The 15,231-nt window shown below is 59.0% G+C and carries 13 protein-coding genes; 10 read left to right on the top strand and 3 right to left on the bottom strand.

Features of this window, described 5'->3' with window-relative positions; genetic code table 11:
- Positions 1-42: 42 nt before the first annotated feature.
- Positions 43-1,425: an MFS transporter gene (locus AC1RWI_RS05230; protein ID WP_492864971.1), complete on the bottom strand. Its 1,383-nt coding sequence runs from the start codon at positions 1,423-1,425 to the stop codon at positions 43-45.
- 810 nt (positions 1,426-2,235) lie between these two features.
- On the opposite strand from AC1RWI_RS05230, the gene AC1RWI_RS05225 reads away from it, so the two are divergent.
- From AC1RWI_RS05225 to AC1RWI_RS05190, 8 genes are all read left to right on the top strand, one after another.
- Positions 2,236-3,183 carry an MBL fold metallo-hydrolase gene (locus AC1RWI_RS05225; RefSeq protein WP_492864969.1) on the top strand — a complete coding sequence of 316 codons (948 nt, stop codon included), beginning with the start codon at positions 2,236-2,238 and terminating at the stop codon, positions 3,181-3,183.
- Positions 3,184-3,185: 2 nt separating this feature from the next.
- A complete protein-coding gene (locus AC1RWI_RS05220) occupies positions 3,186-4,175 on the top strand; it encodes a PhzF family phenazine biosynthesis protein (protein WP_492864967.1) in 990 nt (329 codons plus the stop codon).
- Positions 4,176-4,281: 106 nt separating this feature from the next.
- Positions 4,282-5,184 carry a 3-methyl-2-oxobutanoate hydroxymethyltransferase gene (gene panB / locus AC1RWI_RS05215; protein ID WP_492865027.1) on the top strand — a complete coding sequence of 301 codons (903 nt, stop codon included), beginning with the start codon at positions 4,282-4,284 and terminating at the stop codon, positions 5,182-5,184.
- Between the two features lie 16 nt (positions 5,185-5,200).
- A complete protein-coding gene (locus AC1RWI_RS05210; RefSeq protein ID WP_492864965.1) occupies positions 5,201-6,052 on the top strand; it encodes an acetoacetate decarboxylase family protein in 852 nt (283 codons plus the stop codon).
- Positions 6,053-6,055: 3 nt separating this feature from the next.
- Positions 6,056-6,763 (top strand): RraA family protein, encoded by a 708-nt coding sequence (locus AC1RWI_RS05205; RefSeq protein WP_492864963.1) that lies wholly within the window; start codon positions 6,056-6,058, stop codon positions 6,761-6,763.
- A 182-nt stretch (positions 6,764-6,945) separates the two neighbouring features.
- The gene (locus AC1RWI_RS05200) at positions 6,946-7,719 is read left to right on the top strand and encodes an enoyl-CoA hydratase/isomerase family protein (protein WP_492864961.1); all 774 of its coding nucleotides are present in this window, start codon (positions 6,946-6,948) and stop codon (positions 7,717-7,719) included.
- 9 nt (positions 7,720-7,728) lie between these two features.
- The gene (locus AC1RWI_RS05195; RefSeq protein ID WP_492864959.1) at positions 7,729-8,409 is read left to right on the top strand and encodes a glutathione S-transferase N-terminal domain-containing protein; all 681 of its coding nucleotides are present in this window, start codon (positions 7,729-7,731) and stop codon (positions 8,407-8,409) included.
- Between the two features lie 2 nt (positions 8,410-8,411).
- On the top strand, positions 8,412-9,059 hold the full coding sequence (locus tag AC1RWI_RS05190; protein ID WP_492864957.1) for a 2-hydroxychromene-2-carboxylate isomerase: 648 nt from the start codon (positions 8,412-8,414) through the stop codon (positions 9,057-9,059).
- Here the strand turns inward: AC1RWI_RS05190 and AC1RWI_RS05185 are convergent.
- Together AC1RWI_RS05185 and AC1RWI_RS05180 are read right to left on the bottom strand one after the other, a co-directional pair.
- A complete protein-coding gene (locus AC1RWI_RS05185) occupies positions 9,038-9,673 on the bottom strand; it encodes a Crp/Fnr family transcriptional regulator (RefSeq protein ID WP_492864955.1) in 636 nt (211 codons plus the stop codon). The two genes, AC1RWI_RS05190 and AC1RWI_RS05185, sit on opposite strands and share 22 nt — an antisense overlap.
- A gap of 266 nt (positions 9,674-9,939) precedes the next feature.
- Positions 9,940-11,682: an AMP-binding protein gene (locus AC1RWI_RS05180; RefSeq protein WP_492864953.1), complete on the bottom strand. Its 1,743-nt coding sequence runs from the start codon at positions 11,680-11,682 to the stop codon at positions 9,940-9,942.
- A 799-nt stretch (positions 11,683-12,481) separates the two neighbouring features.
- On the opposite strand from AC1RWI_RS05180, the gene AC1RWI_RS05175 reads away from it, so the two are divergent.
- Positions 12,482-13,615, top strand: coding sequence for an acyl-CoA dehydrogenase family protein (locus AC1RWI_RS05175; RefSeq protein ID WP_492865025.1), 1,134 nt, complete (start codon positions 12,482-12,484; stop codon positions 13,613-13,615).
- Between the two features lie 45 nt (positions 13,616-13,660).
- Positions 13,661-15,184, top strand: coding sequence for a CoA-acylating methylmalonate-semialdehyde dehydrogenase (locus AC1RWI_RS05170; RefSeq protein ID WP_492864951.1), 1,524 nt, complete (start codon positions 13,661-13,663; stop codon positions 15,182-15,184).
- Positions 15,185-15,231 lie beyond the last annotated feature (47 nt).

Below are 15,231 nucleotides of genomic sequence, written 5' to 3'. Positions count from 1 at the left end.
CCCCATTTCAATGGGGCCCAAGAGACACCCCGCAAATGATCTTCAACCGCGCGCGCCTTCTCCGGCGGTACCAACGAGCGGGAGATCGACCGTCTCTGCGTTGCTGCGTTCGCTGTGCGCGGCGGCCGAGCGCCCGTGATTAACCAGTGCAACAGCCAGCAGCGCGATTAACGCAGGAACCGCAATTACGGTGAAGTTCTGTTGCAATGGCAGGTTTCTCGCAACCAGGACGCCGATCAGGATGGGTGCCAGAATCGCGCCACTGCGTCCGACACCAGATGCCCAACCGATCCCAGTGGAGCGAACGGTCATAGGGTAGAACTGACCGACATACGCGTAGGCCAGGATCTGCGTGCCGATGGTTGTCGCACCAGCCATCGCGACGACGAAGTACAGCACCGCAGTGGGCACTCCGTAGCCAAGCAAGTAGATCGACACCGCAGCCAACGCAAGAAAGACCACCAGAACATGCTTGATGTGGAAGCGGTCAGCCAACCAGCCCCCTCCCACTGCACCGACGATGGCTCCGAAATTCAGAACAAGGACAAACGTCAACGCAGAGCCAAGGCTGTACCCTGCAGTGGCCATCAACTTAGTCAGCCACGAGCTCAGCGCGTAGGCCATGAACAAGCACGTGAAGAAAACAACCCAGAACATCACAGTGCTGAAGCCCCGGCCCTCACGGAACAGTTGGCGAATCGGCGCACCACTCGCCTTATCAACGGCAAGCAGTGCAATGTGGTCATTCGCCTTCGGCCGGTAACTTGGCTCAAGCTTCGAGACAGTCGACTTCAGTTCCTCAATACGTCCAGCCTTGATCAGGAACGCCATCGATTCAGGCAACGACTTCAGGATCAATGGGATCAAGAGCACCGGCAGACCTGCGGCGACGAAGACGGACTGCCATCCGTATGTCTCGATCAGGCCCTTTCCCAGAACTGCAGCAAGCATCCCCCCTACCGCATAGCCACTGAACATCAACGTAACCATGGTGCTGCGAATCCGCTTTGGCGAGTACTCCGTCATTTGCGCCACCACATTTGGCATCACCCCGCCGATGCCAAGGCCTGCAAGAAATCTGGCGACGCTGAACGCTACTGGGTCGCTTGTGAAGCCAGCCACTGCGGTGAACACGCTAAAGAGGGCAACGCAAATGGCGACGGCACGTCGGCGGCCAATCTTTTCCGCAACAGTGCCAAGCAAGATTGCGCCAACCATCATTCCGAACAGCGCCGAGCTAATCATGAACCCTGCCCTCGTGGAGTCGACTCCCATACCCTTCATGATTGACGGCAGCGCAATACCCGCTACCGCCAAGTCATAGCCATCGAACACGATGATCAACGCACACCAGAATAGTATGAGTCCGTGAAAGCGGTTAAAGCGGGCCTCGTCAGCCAGCCGGTGAATATCAATATGACGCATTGCTTGTCTCCTGGTGCTGTCTACACCAATGTTGTCATCGTCCGGTACTACGTTTAGCGCGAGTCATCGCCGTTCGAGTATCAAGTTCGAATGAACGTGCTACCGATCGACTTCGGTCCATCGCTTCACGCTTCAGATGTACGCGTCTATAGCGCGCGGTACCGGGGCACCTCACAAAGCGATTACGCTGCAGCTCACTTGAACACGCTATACAAGTTGGCTGGGGAACAACCGGTGATTGGTTGTTCGGCGCCAGCTTAGGCGATCTGAGGGCGATGACCTGTCATCGGAATGACAGTCCCCGGGTGGGAATTTCCCTAGTGTTTGTGACCATGCTGACGACTTTATGACACCGAAGTCGGACCCTGATTACTGCGTGACCGACAGCCTCTTTCTTGTCCCGACACCAGACGCCAAAGTTTCAGTGTCGCCATGGACAAAATTTGCTGCGAGGCATCCGCCCTATTTACTCCACACCGGATCAACTGAGGACGTAGTCTCGAAGCGATTGGGATGTGTCAAGGCTTCCCTCACCGAAAGTGTTTCGAACTGCCTTCCCTTCAATACCTTGATGCGCGACGCACATCGCGCCGCGCGGCAGGCACCCGCGGGGGCGCGCACTAGGTTGTCGCAGTTCGCACATGTTATGTCTCTTTAGACAATGTACAGCCTGTGGCCCAGCGATGAAACTGTCCAAACAATGGACGGCAGGGCCCCGCTTACCAATGCGCTCTGACTGCTGCCGTCAGACCACCCAAAGCTACCGCCGCGGCCGAATGCTTCGCTGTACAAGACGTTGACCATCCAATAATGAACACCGTCACCACACCAAGGCCTATGGCAGCCTTGCCCGCCAGCATGCATGTCCTTGAGCGCGGCTGGCTGTCTTCAAATAGTGTCCTGTTCATCGATGGCACTGACACGGCCCTGGTTGATTCCGGTTACGTCACACATGCGACTCAGACCGTAGCGCTTGTCGAACAGCGGCTTGCCCGCCAGCCTTTGCGTCGACTCGCCAATACTCACTTGCATTCCGATCACTGCGGAGGCAATGCCGCGATACAACGGCGGTGGCAACCCCGCACCTGGATACCCGCGGCTGATGCCAATGCAGTTTCCACATGGGACGTTGAGGCACTCAGCTACCTGCCTACTGGCCAACGATGTGAACGCTTCACCTATGACCATGTGCTGAAGGATGGCGACACACTGCGGATGGGTGCAATTGACTGGCAGATTCTTGCTGCGCCAGGGCATGCCCCACACGCCGTGATGCTGTACGCGCCCCACGAGCGCTTGCTTATATCAGGCGATGCGTTATGGGAGAACGGCTTTGGGGTGATTTTTCCAGAGCTCGATGGCGAGAGCGGCTTCGCGGAGCAACAAGCGGTGCTGGAGCTCATTGGAAGCCTTCAAGTCCGCATGGTCATCCCTGGGCATGGCCGGCCCTTTTCGTGGGTAGACGAGGCGCTCGAACGCGCCACAAGCAGGCTTGCCCATTTTCGCGACGATCCCATGCGAAACGGGATGCACGCCCTCAAAGTGCTCGTCAAATTCAAGCTACTGGAGCAGCAGAGCATCTCGTATGAGGCGCTCCTGGAATGGATGGCACAGGCTTCGCTGCTTCGGCGTGTCCACTCGCAATATCGGAGCAATCAGAATTTGGCTGACACGCTCGATGAGACGTTGCAATTGCTGGTCAAAGCTCACGCCGCGATGCTAGACGGTGATGCAGTGCGGAACCTCGACCCAAACTGAGCATGTCACCGAAATCGACCGAATTGCTGCACGCAGAACGATGCGTGCGCGTCAATGCCGAGGCGATATTGAAGAATCGGAAGGTTTTTTCCAATCCTGTCGCAGGTACCAAGGTGTCTAAGATTCCCTTCAAACAGGTGGACGTGTTCAGCAGCCAGAGGTTCAAGGGCAACCCGGTTTGTGTTGTGCTCAGCGCTGAAGAACTGACCACCGCGCAAATGCAGCACATCTCGATTTGGTCCAGTCTGCCGGAAACCACCTTCGTGGTCACCAAGAATGCGAGCGACGCGGACTATGGCATCCGCACATTCATCCGCGGTCGCGAGGAGCACTTTTCTGGACACCCCACGATCGGTACGGCTTATGCCTTACTGGAAGCGGGATTAGTGGAGTTGCGCAACGGCTCTCTGGTTCAGGAATCCTCCGCCGGACTGTTGAGGCTTGAGATAGCAGGAGCACAAGGTCAGATAGATTCAATCGCCTTCGAGTTGCCCGAGCCCGCCATTACACCGCTTGACCAGCGCCAGGTGGATGACCTGGAGTCCGTTCTCGGGGCAAGGACTTGCCGCAAATACAGCCCTGCGATGGTCGACGTCGGCGGCCGATGGATCATCGCACAGGTCAACGATGCTACTGCCGTACTAGCGGCACGTCCCGATTTCAGAGCAATGCGAGAGCAGAATCGCAAAGCCGGCGCGACGGGTGTCGTAATCTTTGGCGAATGCGGTGAGAGCTGCCGGAGCCGCCTTGAAGTCCGGGCATTTGCTCCTTCGTACTTCGTCAACGAGGATCCAGCCTGCGGCAATGGCAACGGTGCCGTAGCGGCCTTCCTGCAATACAGCGACCAGATTGCCCGCTTCGGCTCATCCTATATTGCTTCGCAGGGTTCTGGTATCGGGCGCGCCGGCTCGATTCACCTGGCACTACGCGATGGTCGGATCCAGGTCGGCGGCGCTGCTGTCACTTGTATTGACGGCGAGATCATTGTTTGACCAGCCAGAACAGCGCCAACGGCAAACCGTCGGTATTGCGCCAACCTCTCGATTGAGCCGTTCCGTAGTTGAAGCTTTTGCACCAAACATTACACCAAGCATCGTGATGCACAGCATGACCACTAATCCTCCACAGTCCAATGGGGACACTATCGCGCCCTATGGAAGCAGTCAAAGCCGCGACGACCAGAGACGCAAGCAAGTCACCACTACCCGCCTCGCCGAAATGCATTCGAAAGGCGAAAAGATTGCTGTGCTTACCTCGTATGACGCCACATTCGCCGCTGTGGCGGATGCGGCGGGTGTCGACTGCATCATGGTCGGCGACTCGCTCGGCATGGTGTGTCAGGGCAACACAACCACCGTGGGAGTGTCGCTGGAAGACATGTGCTACCACACCACGTGTGTGTCTCAAGGACTGGCTCGCTCCCAAGGGACGGCTCTCATCGTCGCAGACCTCTCCTTTGGTTCATACCAGCAATCGCGCGAGCAGGCGATCACATCCGCAGTAGCGTTGATGCAGGCGGGCGCGCATATGGTCAAACTGGAAGGAGGCGACTGGACGTCGGATGTCGTCGCATTCCTCGTTGAGCGCGGCATTCCGGTTTGCGGCCACCTGGGCCTTACTCCGCAAACAGTCTCGGCGTTGGGCGGCTATCGCGTCCAGGGGCGTCTGAAGGATGGCGCGGATCGATTGCGTGCCGACGCCTTTGCACTCCAAGCTGCTGGCGCATCAATGATGGTGCTGGAGATGATTCCGGCTCAACTGGCGGCAGATATCACGAGTGAAATGACATCGTGCGCCACCATTGGCATCGGGGCTGGAAACGGCACCGCAGGGCAGGTTCTGGTCATGCATGACATGCTCGGAATCAATCTAGGGCGCATGCCTCGATTCGTGCGGAACTTCATGAAGGAAACAGGCGACGTTCATACCGCGTTCGCCGCATACGTCGCAGCCGTCAAAGACGGGTCCTTTCCCCATAACGAACAGCACGCCTGGTCGTAGACAAACCGGTTACCACATGACACGATTTTCCACTGTAAAGGGCTTCATGGGCCCGTTCTCCAACGACGGCAACGCCAGTATCGCTCCGTATCCACCGTGGCACTACGCCGCTGATTTTGTCACCATCGAATACTGGGCGGATCCTGCTGCCGTCGAAGCGCTGCTGCCGCCAGGGCTGAGCCTGCACCCGGACGAACGAGGTCTTGTCACCGTCTCCTTCGTGGACTGGCAGGCCTGCACCAACGCCGGAGCAGAATTGCTCGACCCCGTGCGAGCCCAGTATCGCGAATGCATCGTGCTTGCGAGTGTTCAGTGCGAAGGCAAGCTCATGCAGTACTGTCCCTATATCGTGGTTGACCAGGACACTTCCCTAGCACGAGGCTGGGCCCTCGGTTATCCGAAGAAGCTCGGTTCTGTGTGGGTTACGCGTTCGATGGGGGTAACCTCAATCTCCTCGCCTGGGCTCCAATCCGGGGGCATCTTTGCCGGCACGGTTGCCGTGAAAGATCGGCGACTCGCGGAAGGCCATGTCCTGCTCAAGGGTCGTGCCAGCGAATCAGCCGTTACGTTTGGCAGCCGGCCGATTGTTGCGCTTCGCCACTTTCCATCGATGCTCGAAGGCCAGCATGATTGCCCCGCTGTCTTCGAATTGGTTCGGCTTCAGGCCGAGAACGTTCAAGCCGGGCCTGTATGGGAAGGCGAGAGCGCGCTCACCATTTATGACGCGCCCACTGAACTTCTGAGTGCGCTGCGGCCCGTGCGAATTGGCCGCGGCTGGAGGTATTCCCTTGCGATGACGAACAGGGTCAACTATCTCCTTCGCGATCTTCGCGATGTCGCCGTCCATGACCACCCCAAGGAAAACTGACCGATGGAATCCGTTAAGCTTCAACGAACCTTTCGAGACCTCACCACACCGCACGTCGCGGATGCGTGCATGCGACTCGGCATTCAGGTTCGCTGTGCACCTTCAGATACCCGAGCACTGTGGGCCCATACCCACCTGGTCGGACGCGTTTGTCCCACCCAGCACGTTGGCAGCGTCAACGTGTTCCTTGAAGCTATTGACCGCTCAAGTCCCGGAGACGTCTTGGTGGTCGACAATGGTGGCCGCCGAGATGAGGCGTGCGTCGGTGACCTGGTTACGCTGGAGGCGAGCAAGGCCGGGCTGTCCGGCATAGTGATCTGGGGCCTGCATCGCGACACCTCCGAACTTCGGACTATCCGCCTTCCCTTTTTCAGCTTGGGTAGTCTGCCTGCGGGCCCACAACGGCTTGATGTACAGGATGAAGGCAGTGCCCCATCCGCGACGGTCGGTCAGCACCTTGTAACGGCCGACGATTTCGTACTTGGCGACGACGATGGTGTGATTTTTATACCACTGGATCGCGCGGCGGAAGTTTCAGCGCTCGCCATCTCCATCCGCGACACAGAACGTCATCAAGCGGCACGAATGCAGCTCGGCACCACATTCAGAACGCAGGCACGCTTCGACGAGTACCTGGCCGGTCGACGTTCAGACCCGAACCTTACGTTTCGGCAGCATCTGCGATCGATCGGCGGCGCCATCGAAGAGTAGGCGGCCACTGGTTCGCCACCTCACACAAGCAAACCAGGCGCAATCGAAAACCTGTTCGCGCGGAATGCGCCTGCATATTTCTCTGCTGTCGCCCAGCCTGTCATCCAAACGACAGCATCTCGCCAGCGGACTTGCTACTGTTGAGCAACAGAAGATTCATACCGAACCACAAGGAGACCTCCATGGCATGGACTATCGAAGAATTGCAAGGTTGCGCACTCGTGTGCATGAACACCAACAAGGTAAATGTGCAGAACGACCAGTTCTTCGCTGACCTCCACGACGCTTTTGACCGGCTCGAACGCGATTTCAGCGAGCTTCCTGTGATTCTGACGGGCGAGGGTGACGCATTCTCCGCAGGCATCGACTTTCAGTACAGTTTCAATATCTTCGGGAGCGGCGACCGGAACAAGATCCGCGAATGGTATCGCGCGTATCGCGAGACAAACCTGCGCATCTTCCAGTACCCGCGCCCTACCGTCGCCGCCATCAACGGCCACGCCATCGCAGGTGGCCTCATCACAGCGCTTGACTGCGATTTTCGTGTTGCAGCGCGCAAGCCTGCCAAGTTCGGTCTAAACGAGGTGCCCATTGGCATCCCAATGCCGGCAGCCTATGTCGAGATCATCAAGTACACGCTTGGCGACCAGGTCGGAGCCCTGACCACGCTACGCGGACAACTGTACGGACTCGAGGAGGCAGAGCGACTTGGCTTCTTCCACGAGGTAGTCGAGCCGGATCAGTTGCTTGCGGCAGCAGTAAGCTATGCACGATGCATTACCCCCGACTGCAACACGGCTTACGCAATGTCCAAGAAGGCACTGCAAGACAGCGTCATGCGACAGATCGAGGAGCGCACGGTCGCTCTGGACGAGCGGCTCCCGGCCGGAATGAGCGACGAAGGCAACCGACGAGCACAGGACCATCGCAGGCAAGAGATCATGCGTAAGCGATAGGAGACGCCGATGCTCGACCTATACAGTTGGCCAGCCCCGAACGGACATAAGGCACACATCCTGGTCGAAGAGTTGGGGATTCCATACCGAATCATCCCGATCGATATCACGAGTGGCGCCCAACATCAGGCAGGCTACCGCGCTATCAACCCCAACGGGAAGATTCCCGCCATCGTCGATCACGCTCCTCTCGATGGCGGGGGTCCGATAACAATCTTCGAAACCGGGGCTATCCTGCTGTACTTGGCAGAAAAGGAACATCGATTCATTCCAGGAGATCTGCGGCAGCGCAACGAGGTCCTGCAATGGCTCTTCTGGCAGGTTGGTGGCTTGGGGCCGATGATGGGACAAGCACAGCATTTCTACCGCTACGCGTCAGCTCCCGTGCCATATGCCATTGACAGGTACCAAGCCGAGACCCGGCGTCTGCTGCGGATCCTGGATGATCGCCTGGAAGGCAGGGACTACGTCTGCGACACGTACTCGATCGCAGACATGGCATGCTTCCCCTGGGTCCGCATCCACAAGATGACAGGGGTAGCCCTGGACGATTTTCCCGGCGTGCAAGCGTGGTACGGGCGAGTACGCGCACGCCCTGCCGTGGGACGAGCCCTCGATCTACTGCGGGACCGTTGGGTCGACGTCACCACGTCGGACCGGGCCAAGCAAAACCTGTTTCAAACCACTTAGCCATGGACGCACAAGACGCCGCAGTCGTGGATGCGTTTATCGATTTGCGCAGCCCCTACTCCTACCTTGTTCTGCAGCCTGCGCGGGAGCTGGAAAAGCGCTGCGGCGTCAAGTTCGAATGGTGGCCATTTATCACGGATTTCCGATCCGCCTATGGGGGCGATGTCGAGCAGCGATCGAGTCGCGATGTCGCCAAACTGAAGTACCTGTACATGGACTGCCGCCGGCTGGCCAGACGGCAAGGACTGACCATACGATCCACCGTGAAGCTCTGGGATGCCAAACTCGCAAGTCAGGCTATGCTGTTCGCGAAGTCCAGGGCTTGCCTTTGGGAGTTTTGCGATCCCCTGTTGGCCGCATTCTGGCGCAGAGAGTTCGATCTGGAATCGGAGGCCTCGATAGAGGAGGCACTGACAGCGGTGGGCCTCGACCCAAACGATTGGTGTGCCTACTTGCAAGCCAACGCATCAGACGATCTCACCGCCGCGCTGGCAAGGGCCGAAGAGCTTGGAGTCTTTGGCGCTCCCACATTCGTCTACAAGGAGGAACTCTTCTGGGGTGGGGACAGGCTCGATCTCCTTGCAGAAGCGCTGGGCCAGCCGGGCGCGAAGTTCGGCGCGAGCGCTGGTCAAGCCCCCCCTGCAACGTGACTGCGCAGCGCAGCAACATGGACCAGCAGGAGTCCTTTGCACGGCTCGCTTTCAACAAGGCCGTGCCGCCTGAGCTCGCTGAGTGCGATATTCACTCGCTGCCTGGAAAGCCCACAAATCAGGGCGAGTTCATGCTGTGGAATCGACAACTCCTGCGCGCCCGCCGCCGTCTTGTCGGCGAGCATCAGCAACGCCCTGGCCACCCGCATCTCAGGCCTAAGGAGGCGAGAGGCAGCGAGCATGCCGACGAAGACTCCCATCCTCTCGTTCATGATGTCGCAGAGGAACTGGTTGAAATCGATAGACGATTGACGCAAAGCCTCAAAGGTCGAGGCGGGTACCAAGCAAATGTGAGAGGGGGTCAGCGATCGGAGATCGTACTGTCGCATCTCCTTTTTCAGCAAGGATCCCTCACCTCCCCACTCTCCTTCCCGCAGGCAATACAAAGTCGTTTCGGCGCCGTCCGCGCCGACAACATACATCTGCAGAAAGCCGCGCATGAGCCCGTACCAGTGGGTGCTGGGCTCACCCGCCCGTGCGATGTAGTCGCCTGCCTCAGCGGTCCGCTCTTCGATGGTCCCCAATACCAATTGGCGAAGCTCGGCAGGCAGCATGCGATACCACTGCCACCTCTCCAGGAAGCTGTGCACGCTAGTGGTGCTCTCGCGAGTGGTTGTCCACCTATCCATGAGCCACGATGGTCTAGTTTGTTCGACCCAGTGTATCGTCGCACCCGCGCGAATTCAATGATTCGCACGGTTCCCGGACCGCATCCGACCCATTAGCCCGATCCCCTCGAACCATGCAACTACTCCGCGCGAAGGGAGGTTGACGGCCTATCGGAGGTCGTCAAGCCTTTTACACTTATGAAGATCGCCCGTCAGGCAGCCTTCGGGTCGGCAAGTTGGATCTCCTCGATCATCTTCTGCCTCATTGCGAACTTCTGCACTTTCCCGGTCACCGTCATGGGCATCTCATCGACAAACCGAATGTAGCGCGGCACCTTGCTATGGGCGATCTGGCCACGGCAGAATTCGCGAATCTCCTCAGGGGAGCATTGCTCGCCAGGCCGCAGAATGATCCACGCGCAGACTTCTTCGCCGTACTTTTCGTCCGGGACCCCAAAGACCTGAACCGACTGCACCTTCGAGTGCCGAAAAAGAAACTCTTCGATCTCCCGTGGATAGACGTTCTCGCCGCCGCGAATCAGCATGTCCTTCAGGCGCCCCACGATATTGCAGTAGCCGTCCGCGTCGATAGTCGCGAGATCACCGGTGTGGATCCATCCGTCGATAACCGCTTCGCGCGTCTTCTCGTCGTCGCCCCAGTAGCCCTGCATGACAGAATAGCCTTTCGTGCAAAGTTCCCCCGTCTCACCCACTTGAACCGTCTTTCCGGATGCGTCAACGACCTTGACTTCGAGATGAGGGTGTACTCGTCCAACGGTGGTCGTGCGCTTTTCGAGCGGATCTTCAGGCGAACTCTGGAATGAAGTCGGGCTTGTCTCGGTCATGCCGTACGCGATCGTAATCTCGCGCAGATTCATCTTTGACACCACGCGCTTCATGGTCTCCACCGGACAGGGCGAGCCGGCCATCACGCCCGTTCGCAAACAACTCAGATCGTAGCTCTCCAGCTCTGGATGGTCGAGTGCCGCGATAAACATGGTAGGAACACCGTGCATCGCTGTGCAACGTTCTTCATGAAGCGCGGCAAGCGTCTCGCCCGGATCGAACGCCTCGCCCGGGAAGACCATCGTGCAACCCGTTGCCACACACGCAAGCACTCCCAAGACCATGCCAAAGCAGTGATACAACGGCACAGGAATGCACAACGAATCCTCTTCCGTCAGGCTCAACGTCATCGCGACGAAGCGCGCGTTGTTGATGATGTTGTGGTGCGTCAGCGTTGCACCCTTCGGGCTGCCCGTTGTACCGCTGGTGAATTGAATATTGATGGGGTCGTTAGCTTTCAGCGATTCTGCCAACGGCCCGAGCTTCGCATCTTCTCGCTGCTGCCTGCCGCCGGACATTACGTCGGAAAAGTTGAGCATCCCTGGCGTCTTTGCATCGCCCATGCGAATGATCGCTCGCAGGTCCGGGAGTCTTCGCGCACGCAGTTCGCCTGGCGTCGCCGTGGCAAGCTCCGGCGCAAGTTCTTGCAGCATCTCGAGGTACTTCGAGCTTTTGAAAGCCTCCGCCGCCACGAGAGCCTTGCATCCGACCTTGTTCAATGCGTACTCAACCTCTGCCAGCCGATAGGCCGGGTTGATATTGACAAGGATTGCGCCAATCTTCGCCGTGGCGAACTGCGTCAGTACCCACTCAAAGCGATTCGGTGACCAGATACCAACGCGGTCTCCCTTTACGATGCCGAGGTTTGCGAGCCCAGTGGCAAGTACGTCAACTTCATGTGCAAGTTCTGCCCATGTGCAACGTACATTCTGAGCTCGGAACACCACGGCGCTGCGGTCGGGATAGCGTGCCGCTGTCGCGAGCAGGAATTCCCCGATGGTCTCATTGCTCAACGGGACATTGGTCTCGCCACGGACATACGCAAGCCCCTTTTGCAGCATGCTCGATGCCGAGAGATTACTGCCGGTGGATACTGTTTGGTTACTCATGGCTGTCTCTTCCGAACGACTATTTGTCTCGATCTGCGCACCCAAGACTTCAAAGGGAGCGATCAGCCGTTGAACCCTCGTCCGGCTTTCCAGTTGTTGCGAGGCTCCCGCGAATCTCAAGGCATGACAACATCGTTGTCATGACCAGTGGAAGGCGTTCCCATGGAGTGCGCTGCCGCACGTGGCGTGCACTCACAGTTTCCTGCCCCAAGTCGCAGTTGTACATTGTCGAAACTGACACGTTATTGGTGAATCTCGCCACAACTATGACCGAGGCTCAGCCAGACATGCCTCTTGCGCCACCATATCTCGGGGGCATTGCCTAAAAGCCAGGGTCGCGTGTCGCTCAATCGCGCTGCAACAACCGCAAGCGATCAGCACCCTCATCGGTGGCCCGACATCCCGAAGGCGGCGCTCACACGTTTTGGCTCTTCCATAGCACGCAGTCCTCCATTGGTATTTGATTCGCAGAATTCCAACAGAGGTGCGAGCTCTAGTCTGGTCAGCGCCCGGTCTGGCCGCAAGCCTCATCACGTGTACGCAGAGATCGGATGCTCGCTGACTACTTGCTCAGCTCTCCCACAGCGTGTGCGCTTGCAGCGAAGCTGTCGGTCCACGATTGCCAATATGTGCGAGTAGTTCCGTTGCAGAACTAGCCGAATGGCAAACGAGTTCAGCGAGATTGGCGGAATTCGGCATAGGACGCTGCCATCGGTGTTCCTACACTGCGCCCACACAGCTAAGCCCCTTCCAGACCTGCGTCGCTGCTCCAAGAAGCGAACACCACTGCCAAACTGCCATGCAAAGCGAATTCACCGAAGAGCAAACGATGATCCGTGATAGCGCACGCGCCTTTGCCAGCGAACGGCTGGCGCCCAACGCAGCACAGTGGGACCGCGATGGGCGTCTACCTAACGAAGTCGTCGCCGAGATGGGCGCACTGGGCCTACTTGGCATGATCGTGCCAGAAGAATGGGGCGGCACCTATACCGACTACGTGGCCTATGCACTCGCAATTGAAGAGATCGCGGCCGGCTGCGCCGCCAGTGCGACGCTGATGAGCGTGCACAACTCAGTCGGCTGCGGGCCAATCTTGCACTTCGGCACCGACGCACAGAAGGAACGCTACCTGGCGCGTCTGGCAAGCGGCAAACTAATCGGCGCCTTCTGCCTGACCGAACCGCAGGCTGGCTCCGAGGCCCACAACTTGCGCACTCGTGCTCGGCTCACGGACAACGGCTGGATTCTCAACGGCAGCAAGCAGTTCGTCACCAACGGCCAGCGCGCCGGCGTGGCCGTGGTGTTCACCGTCACCGATCCTGAGCGAGGCAAGAAGGGCATTTCGGCCTTCGTGGTACCGACCAATACTCCAGGATTCATCGTTCACGCCCCCGAAAAGAAGCTGGGCATCCGCGCGTCGGACACTTGCGCCATCACGCTGGAAGACTGCGTAGTGCCGCACGACGCGTTGCTGGGCGACCCTGGCGAAGGACTGCGCATCGCGTTGTCTAATCTGGAAGGCGGTCGCATCGGTATCGCCGCACAGGCGATTGGCATTGCGCGTTCGGCATTCGAAGCCGCGTGCCGCTATGCCAGCGAGCGCATCCAGTTTGGCCGAGCGCTGCGCGAACATCCGCCCATCGCCGACATGCTCGCCGACATGGCGACCGAGTTGAACGCCGCACGTCTGCTGGTGCACCACGCCGCACGCATGCGCAGCGAAGGCTTGCCCTGCCTGTCAGAGGCTTCTCAGGCCAAGCTCTATGCATCTGAAATCGCTGAGCGCGTCTGTTCCAAGGCATTGCAGATCCACGGCGGCTACGGCTACCTGGAAGACTACCCCGTTGAGCGCCACTACCGCGACGCCCGCATCACCCAAATCTACGAAGGCACCAGCGAGATCCAGCGCATGCTAATCGCGCGCAGCCTGTAGTCCTACCCTCACCTGCCAACAGACCGAGCTTTTCTGGAGAGAACCATGAGTGCCGTGCACAAGACCGACAATGCCGCGCCGACCGTACCACTGCTGATCAACGGCGAATGGGTGGAGTCGTCCGCAACCGAATTCCGCCAGGTAGTCAATCCCGCCACGCAAGAAGTCCTGGCACGCGTCCCGCTGGCTACCGCCAGCGAAGTGGCCGCCGCCGTAAGCGCTGCTCATCACGCGTTCGCGACCTGGCGTCACACCCCGATCGGAGCGCGCCTGCGCGTCATGCTGCGATACCAGGCGCTGATCAGAGAGCATAGCAAGCGCATTGCCGCCATCCTGACGGCCGAACAGGGCAAGACGCTCGCCGATGCCGAGGGCGACATCTTCCGTGGGCTGGAAGTGGTTGAGCACGCCTGCTCGATCGGCACGCTGCAGCAAGGCGGCTTTGCCGAGAACGTGGCCTCGACCGTCGACACGTACACGCTGCAGCAGCCGATCGGCGTTTGCGCCGGCATCACGCCGTTCAACTTCCCGGCGATGATTCCGCTGTGGATGTTCCCGATGGCCATCGTCTGTGGCAATACTTTCGTGCTGAAGCCATCCGAACAGGATCCGTTGTCGACAGTCGAACTGGTGAAGCTCGCGATTGAAGCCGGCGTCCCAGCAGGCGTGCTGAACGTGGTACACGGTGCCAAGGAAGTAGTCGATGCGCTCTGTACACACCCGGACATCAAGGCGGTGTCGTTCGTTGGCTCCACCGCCGTGGGCACCCACGTCTACAACCTGGCTGGCGCGCATGGCAAGCGCGTGCAGTCCATGATGGGCGCGAAGAACCACGCAGTGGTACTGCCGGACGCAAACAAGGAACATACGCTGAACGCCCTCGCGGGTGCTGGCTTCGGCGCGGCCGGCCAGCGCTGCATGGCTACCTCCGTGGTCGTACTGGTGGGCGCCGCGCGCGAATGGGTGCCTGAACTCGTGGCGAAGGCGAAGACGCTGAAGGTCGGCGCTGGCGCGGAAGCCGGCACCGATGTCGGCCCAGTGGTCTCCGTTGCAGCGAAGGAACGTGTTCTTGGCCTCATCGCCTCCGGCGAGAAGGAAGGCGCCACGCTGGCGCTAGACGGCCGCAACGTGGAAGTACCCGGCTACCCGCAAGGCAATTTCATTGGCCCTACCATCTTCACAGATGTGACGACCGACATGTCGGTCTACACCCATGAGATCTTCGGCCCGGTGCTCGTGGTCATCGGCGTGGAAACACTCGACGACGCCATTGCGCTGGTCAATCGCAACCCCTTTGGCAACGGCACCGGCGTATTCACGCAGAGCGGCGCGGCCGCACGCAAGTTTCAAAGCGAAATCGATGTTGGGCAGGTGGGCATCAACATCCCCATCCCGGTACCCGTCCCCTACTTCAGCTTCACCGGCTCGCGCGGATCCAAGCTCGGCGACCTGGGCCCTTACGGCAAGCAGGTGGTGCAGTTCTACACGCAAACCAAGACGGTGACGGCGCGCTGGTTTGACGACGCGACGGTCAACGACGGTGTCAATACGACCATTAGCCTGAAGTAAAGCCACCACTGCGTAATCATGTGCCGCCGTTTGCATCCTGCTTCTGC

The organism is Cupriavidus sp. MPR-AND1C (assembly GCF_058809705.1).
Note: the sequence above shows the minus strand (reverse complement) of the source record. Positions and strands in the feature narration are given on the sequence as shown.

Coding starts and splice junctions, on each gene's coding strand:
- AC1RWI_RS05230 (WP_492864971.1), bottom strand. CDS start 1,425: ATGCGTCATATTGATATTCACCGGCTGGCTGACGAGGCCCGCTTTAAC.
- AC1RWI_RS05225 (WP_492864969.1), top strand. CDS start 2,236: ATGAACACCGTCACCACACCAAGGCCTATGGCAGCCTTGCCCGCCAGC.
- AC1RWI_RS05220 (WP_492864967.1), top strand. CDS start 3,186: ATGTCACCGAAATCGACCGAATTGCTGCACGCAGAACGATGCGTGCGC.
- panB (WP_492865027.1), top strand. CDS start 4,282: ATGCACAGCATGACCACTAATCCTCCACAGTCCAATGGGGACACTATC.
- AC1RWI_RS05210 (WP_492864965.1), top strand. CDS start 5,201: ATGACACGATTTTCCACTGTAAAGGGCTTCATGGGCCCGTTCTCCAAC.
- AC1RWI_RS05205 (WP_492864963.1), top strand. CDS start 6,056: ATGGAATCCGTTAAGCTTCAACGAACCTTTCGAGACCTCACCACACCG.
- AC1RWI_RS05200 (WP_492864961.1), top strand. CDS start 6,946: ATGGCATGGACTATCGAAGAATTGCAAGGTTGCGCACTCGTGTGCATG.
- AC1RWI_RS05195 (WP_492864959.1), top strand. CDS start 7,729: ATGCTCGACCTATACAGTTGGCCAGCCCCGAACGGACATAAGGCACAC.
- AC1RWI_RS05190 (WP_492864957.1), top strand. CDS start 8,412: ATGGACGCACAAGACGCCGCAGTCGTGGATGCGTTTATCGATTTGCGC.
- AC1RWI_RS05185 (WP_492864955.1), bottom strand. CDS start 9,673: ATGCTGCCTGCCGAGCTTCGCCAATTGGTATTGGGGACCATCGAAGAG.
- AC1RWI_RS05180 (WP_492864953.1), bottom strand. CDS start 11,682: ATGAGTAACCAAACAGTATCCACCGGCAGTAATCTCTCGGCATCGAGC.
- AC1RWI_RS05175 (WP_492865025.1), top strand. CDS start 12,482: ATGCAAAGCGAATTCACCGAAGAGCAAACGATGATCCGTGATAGCGCA.
- AC1RWI_RS05170 (WP_492864951.1), top strand. CDS start 13,661: ATGAGTGCCGTGCACAAGACCGACAATGCCGCGCCGACCGTACCACTG.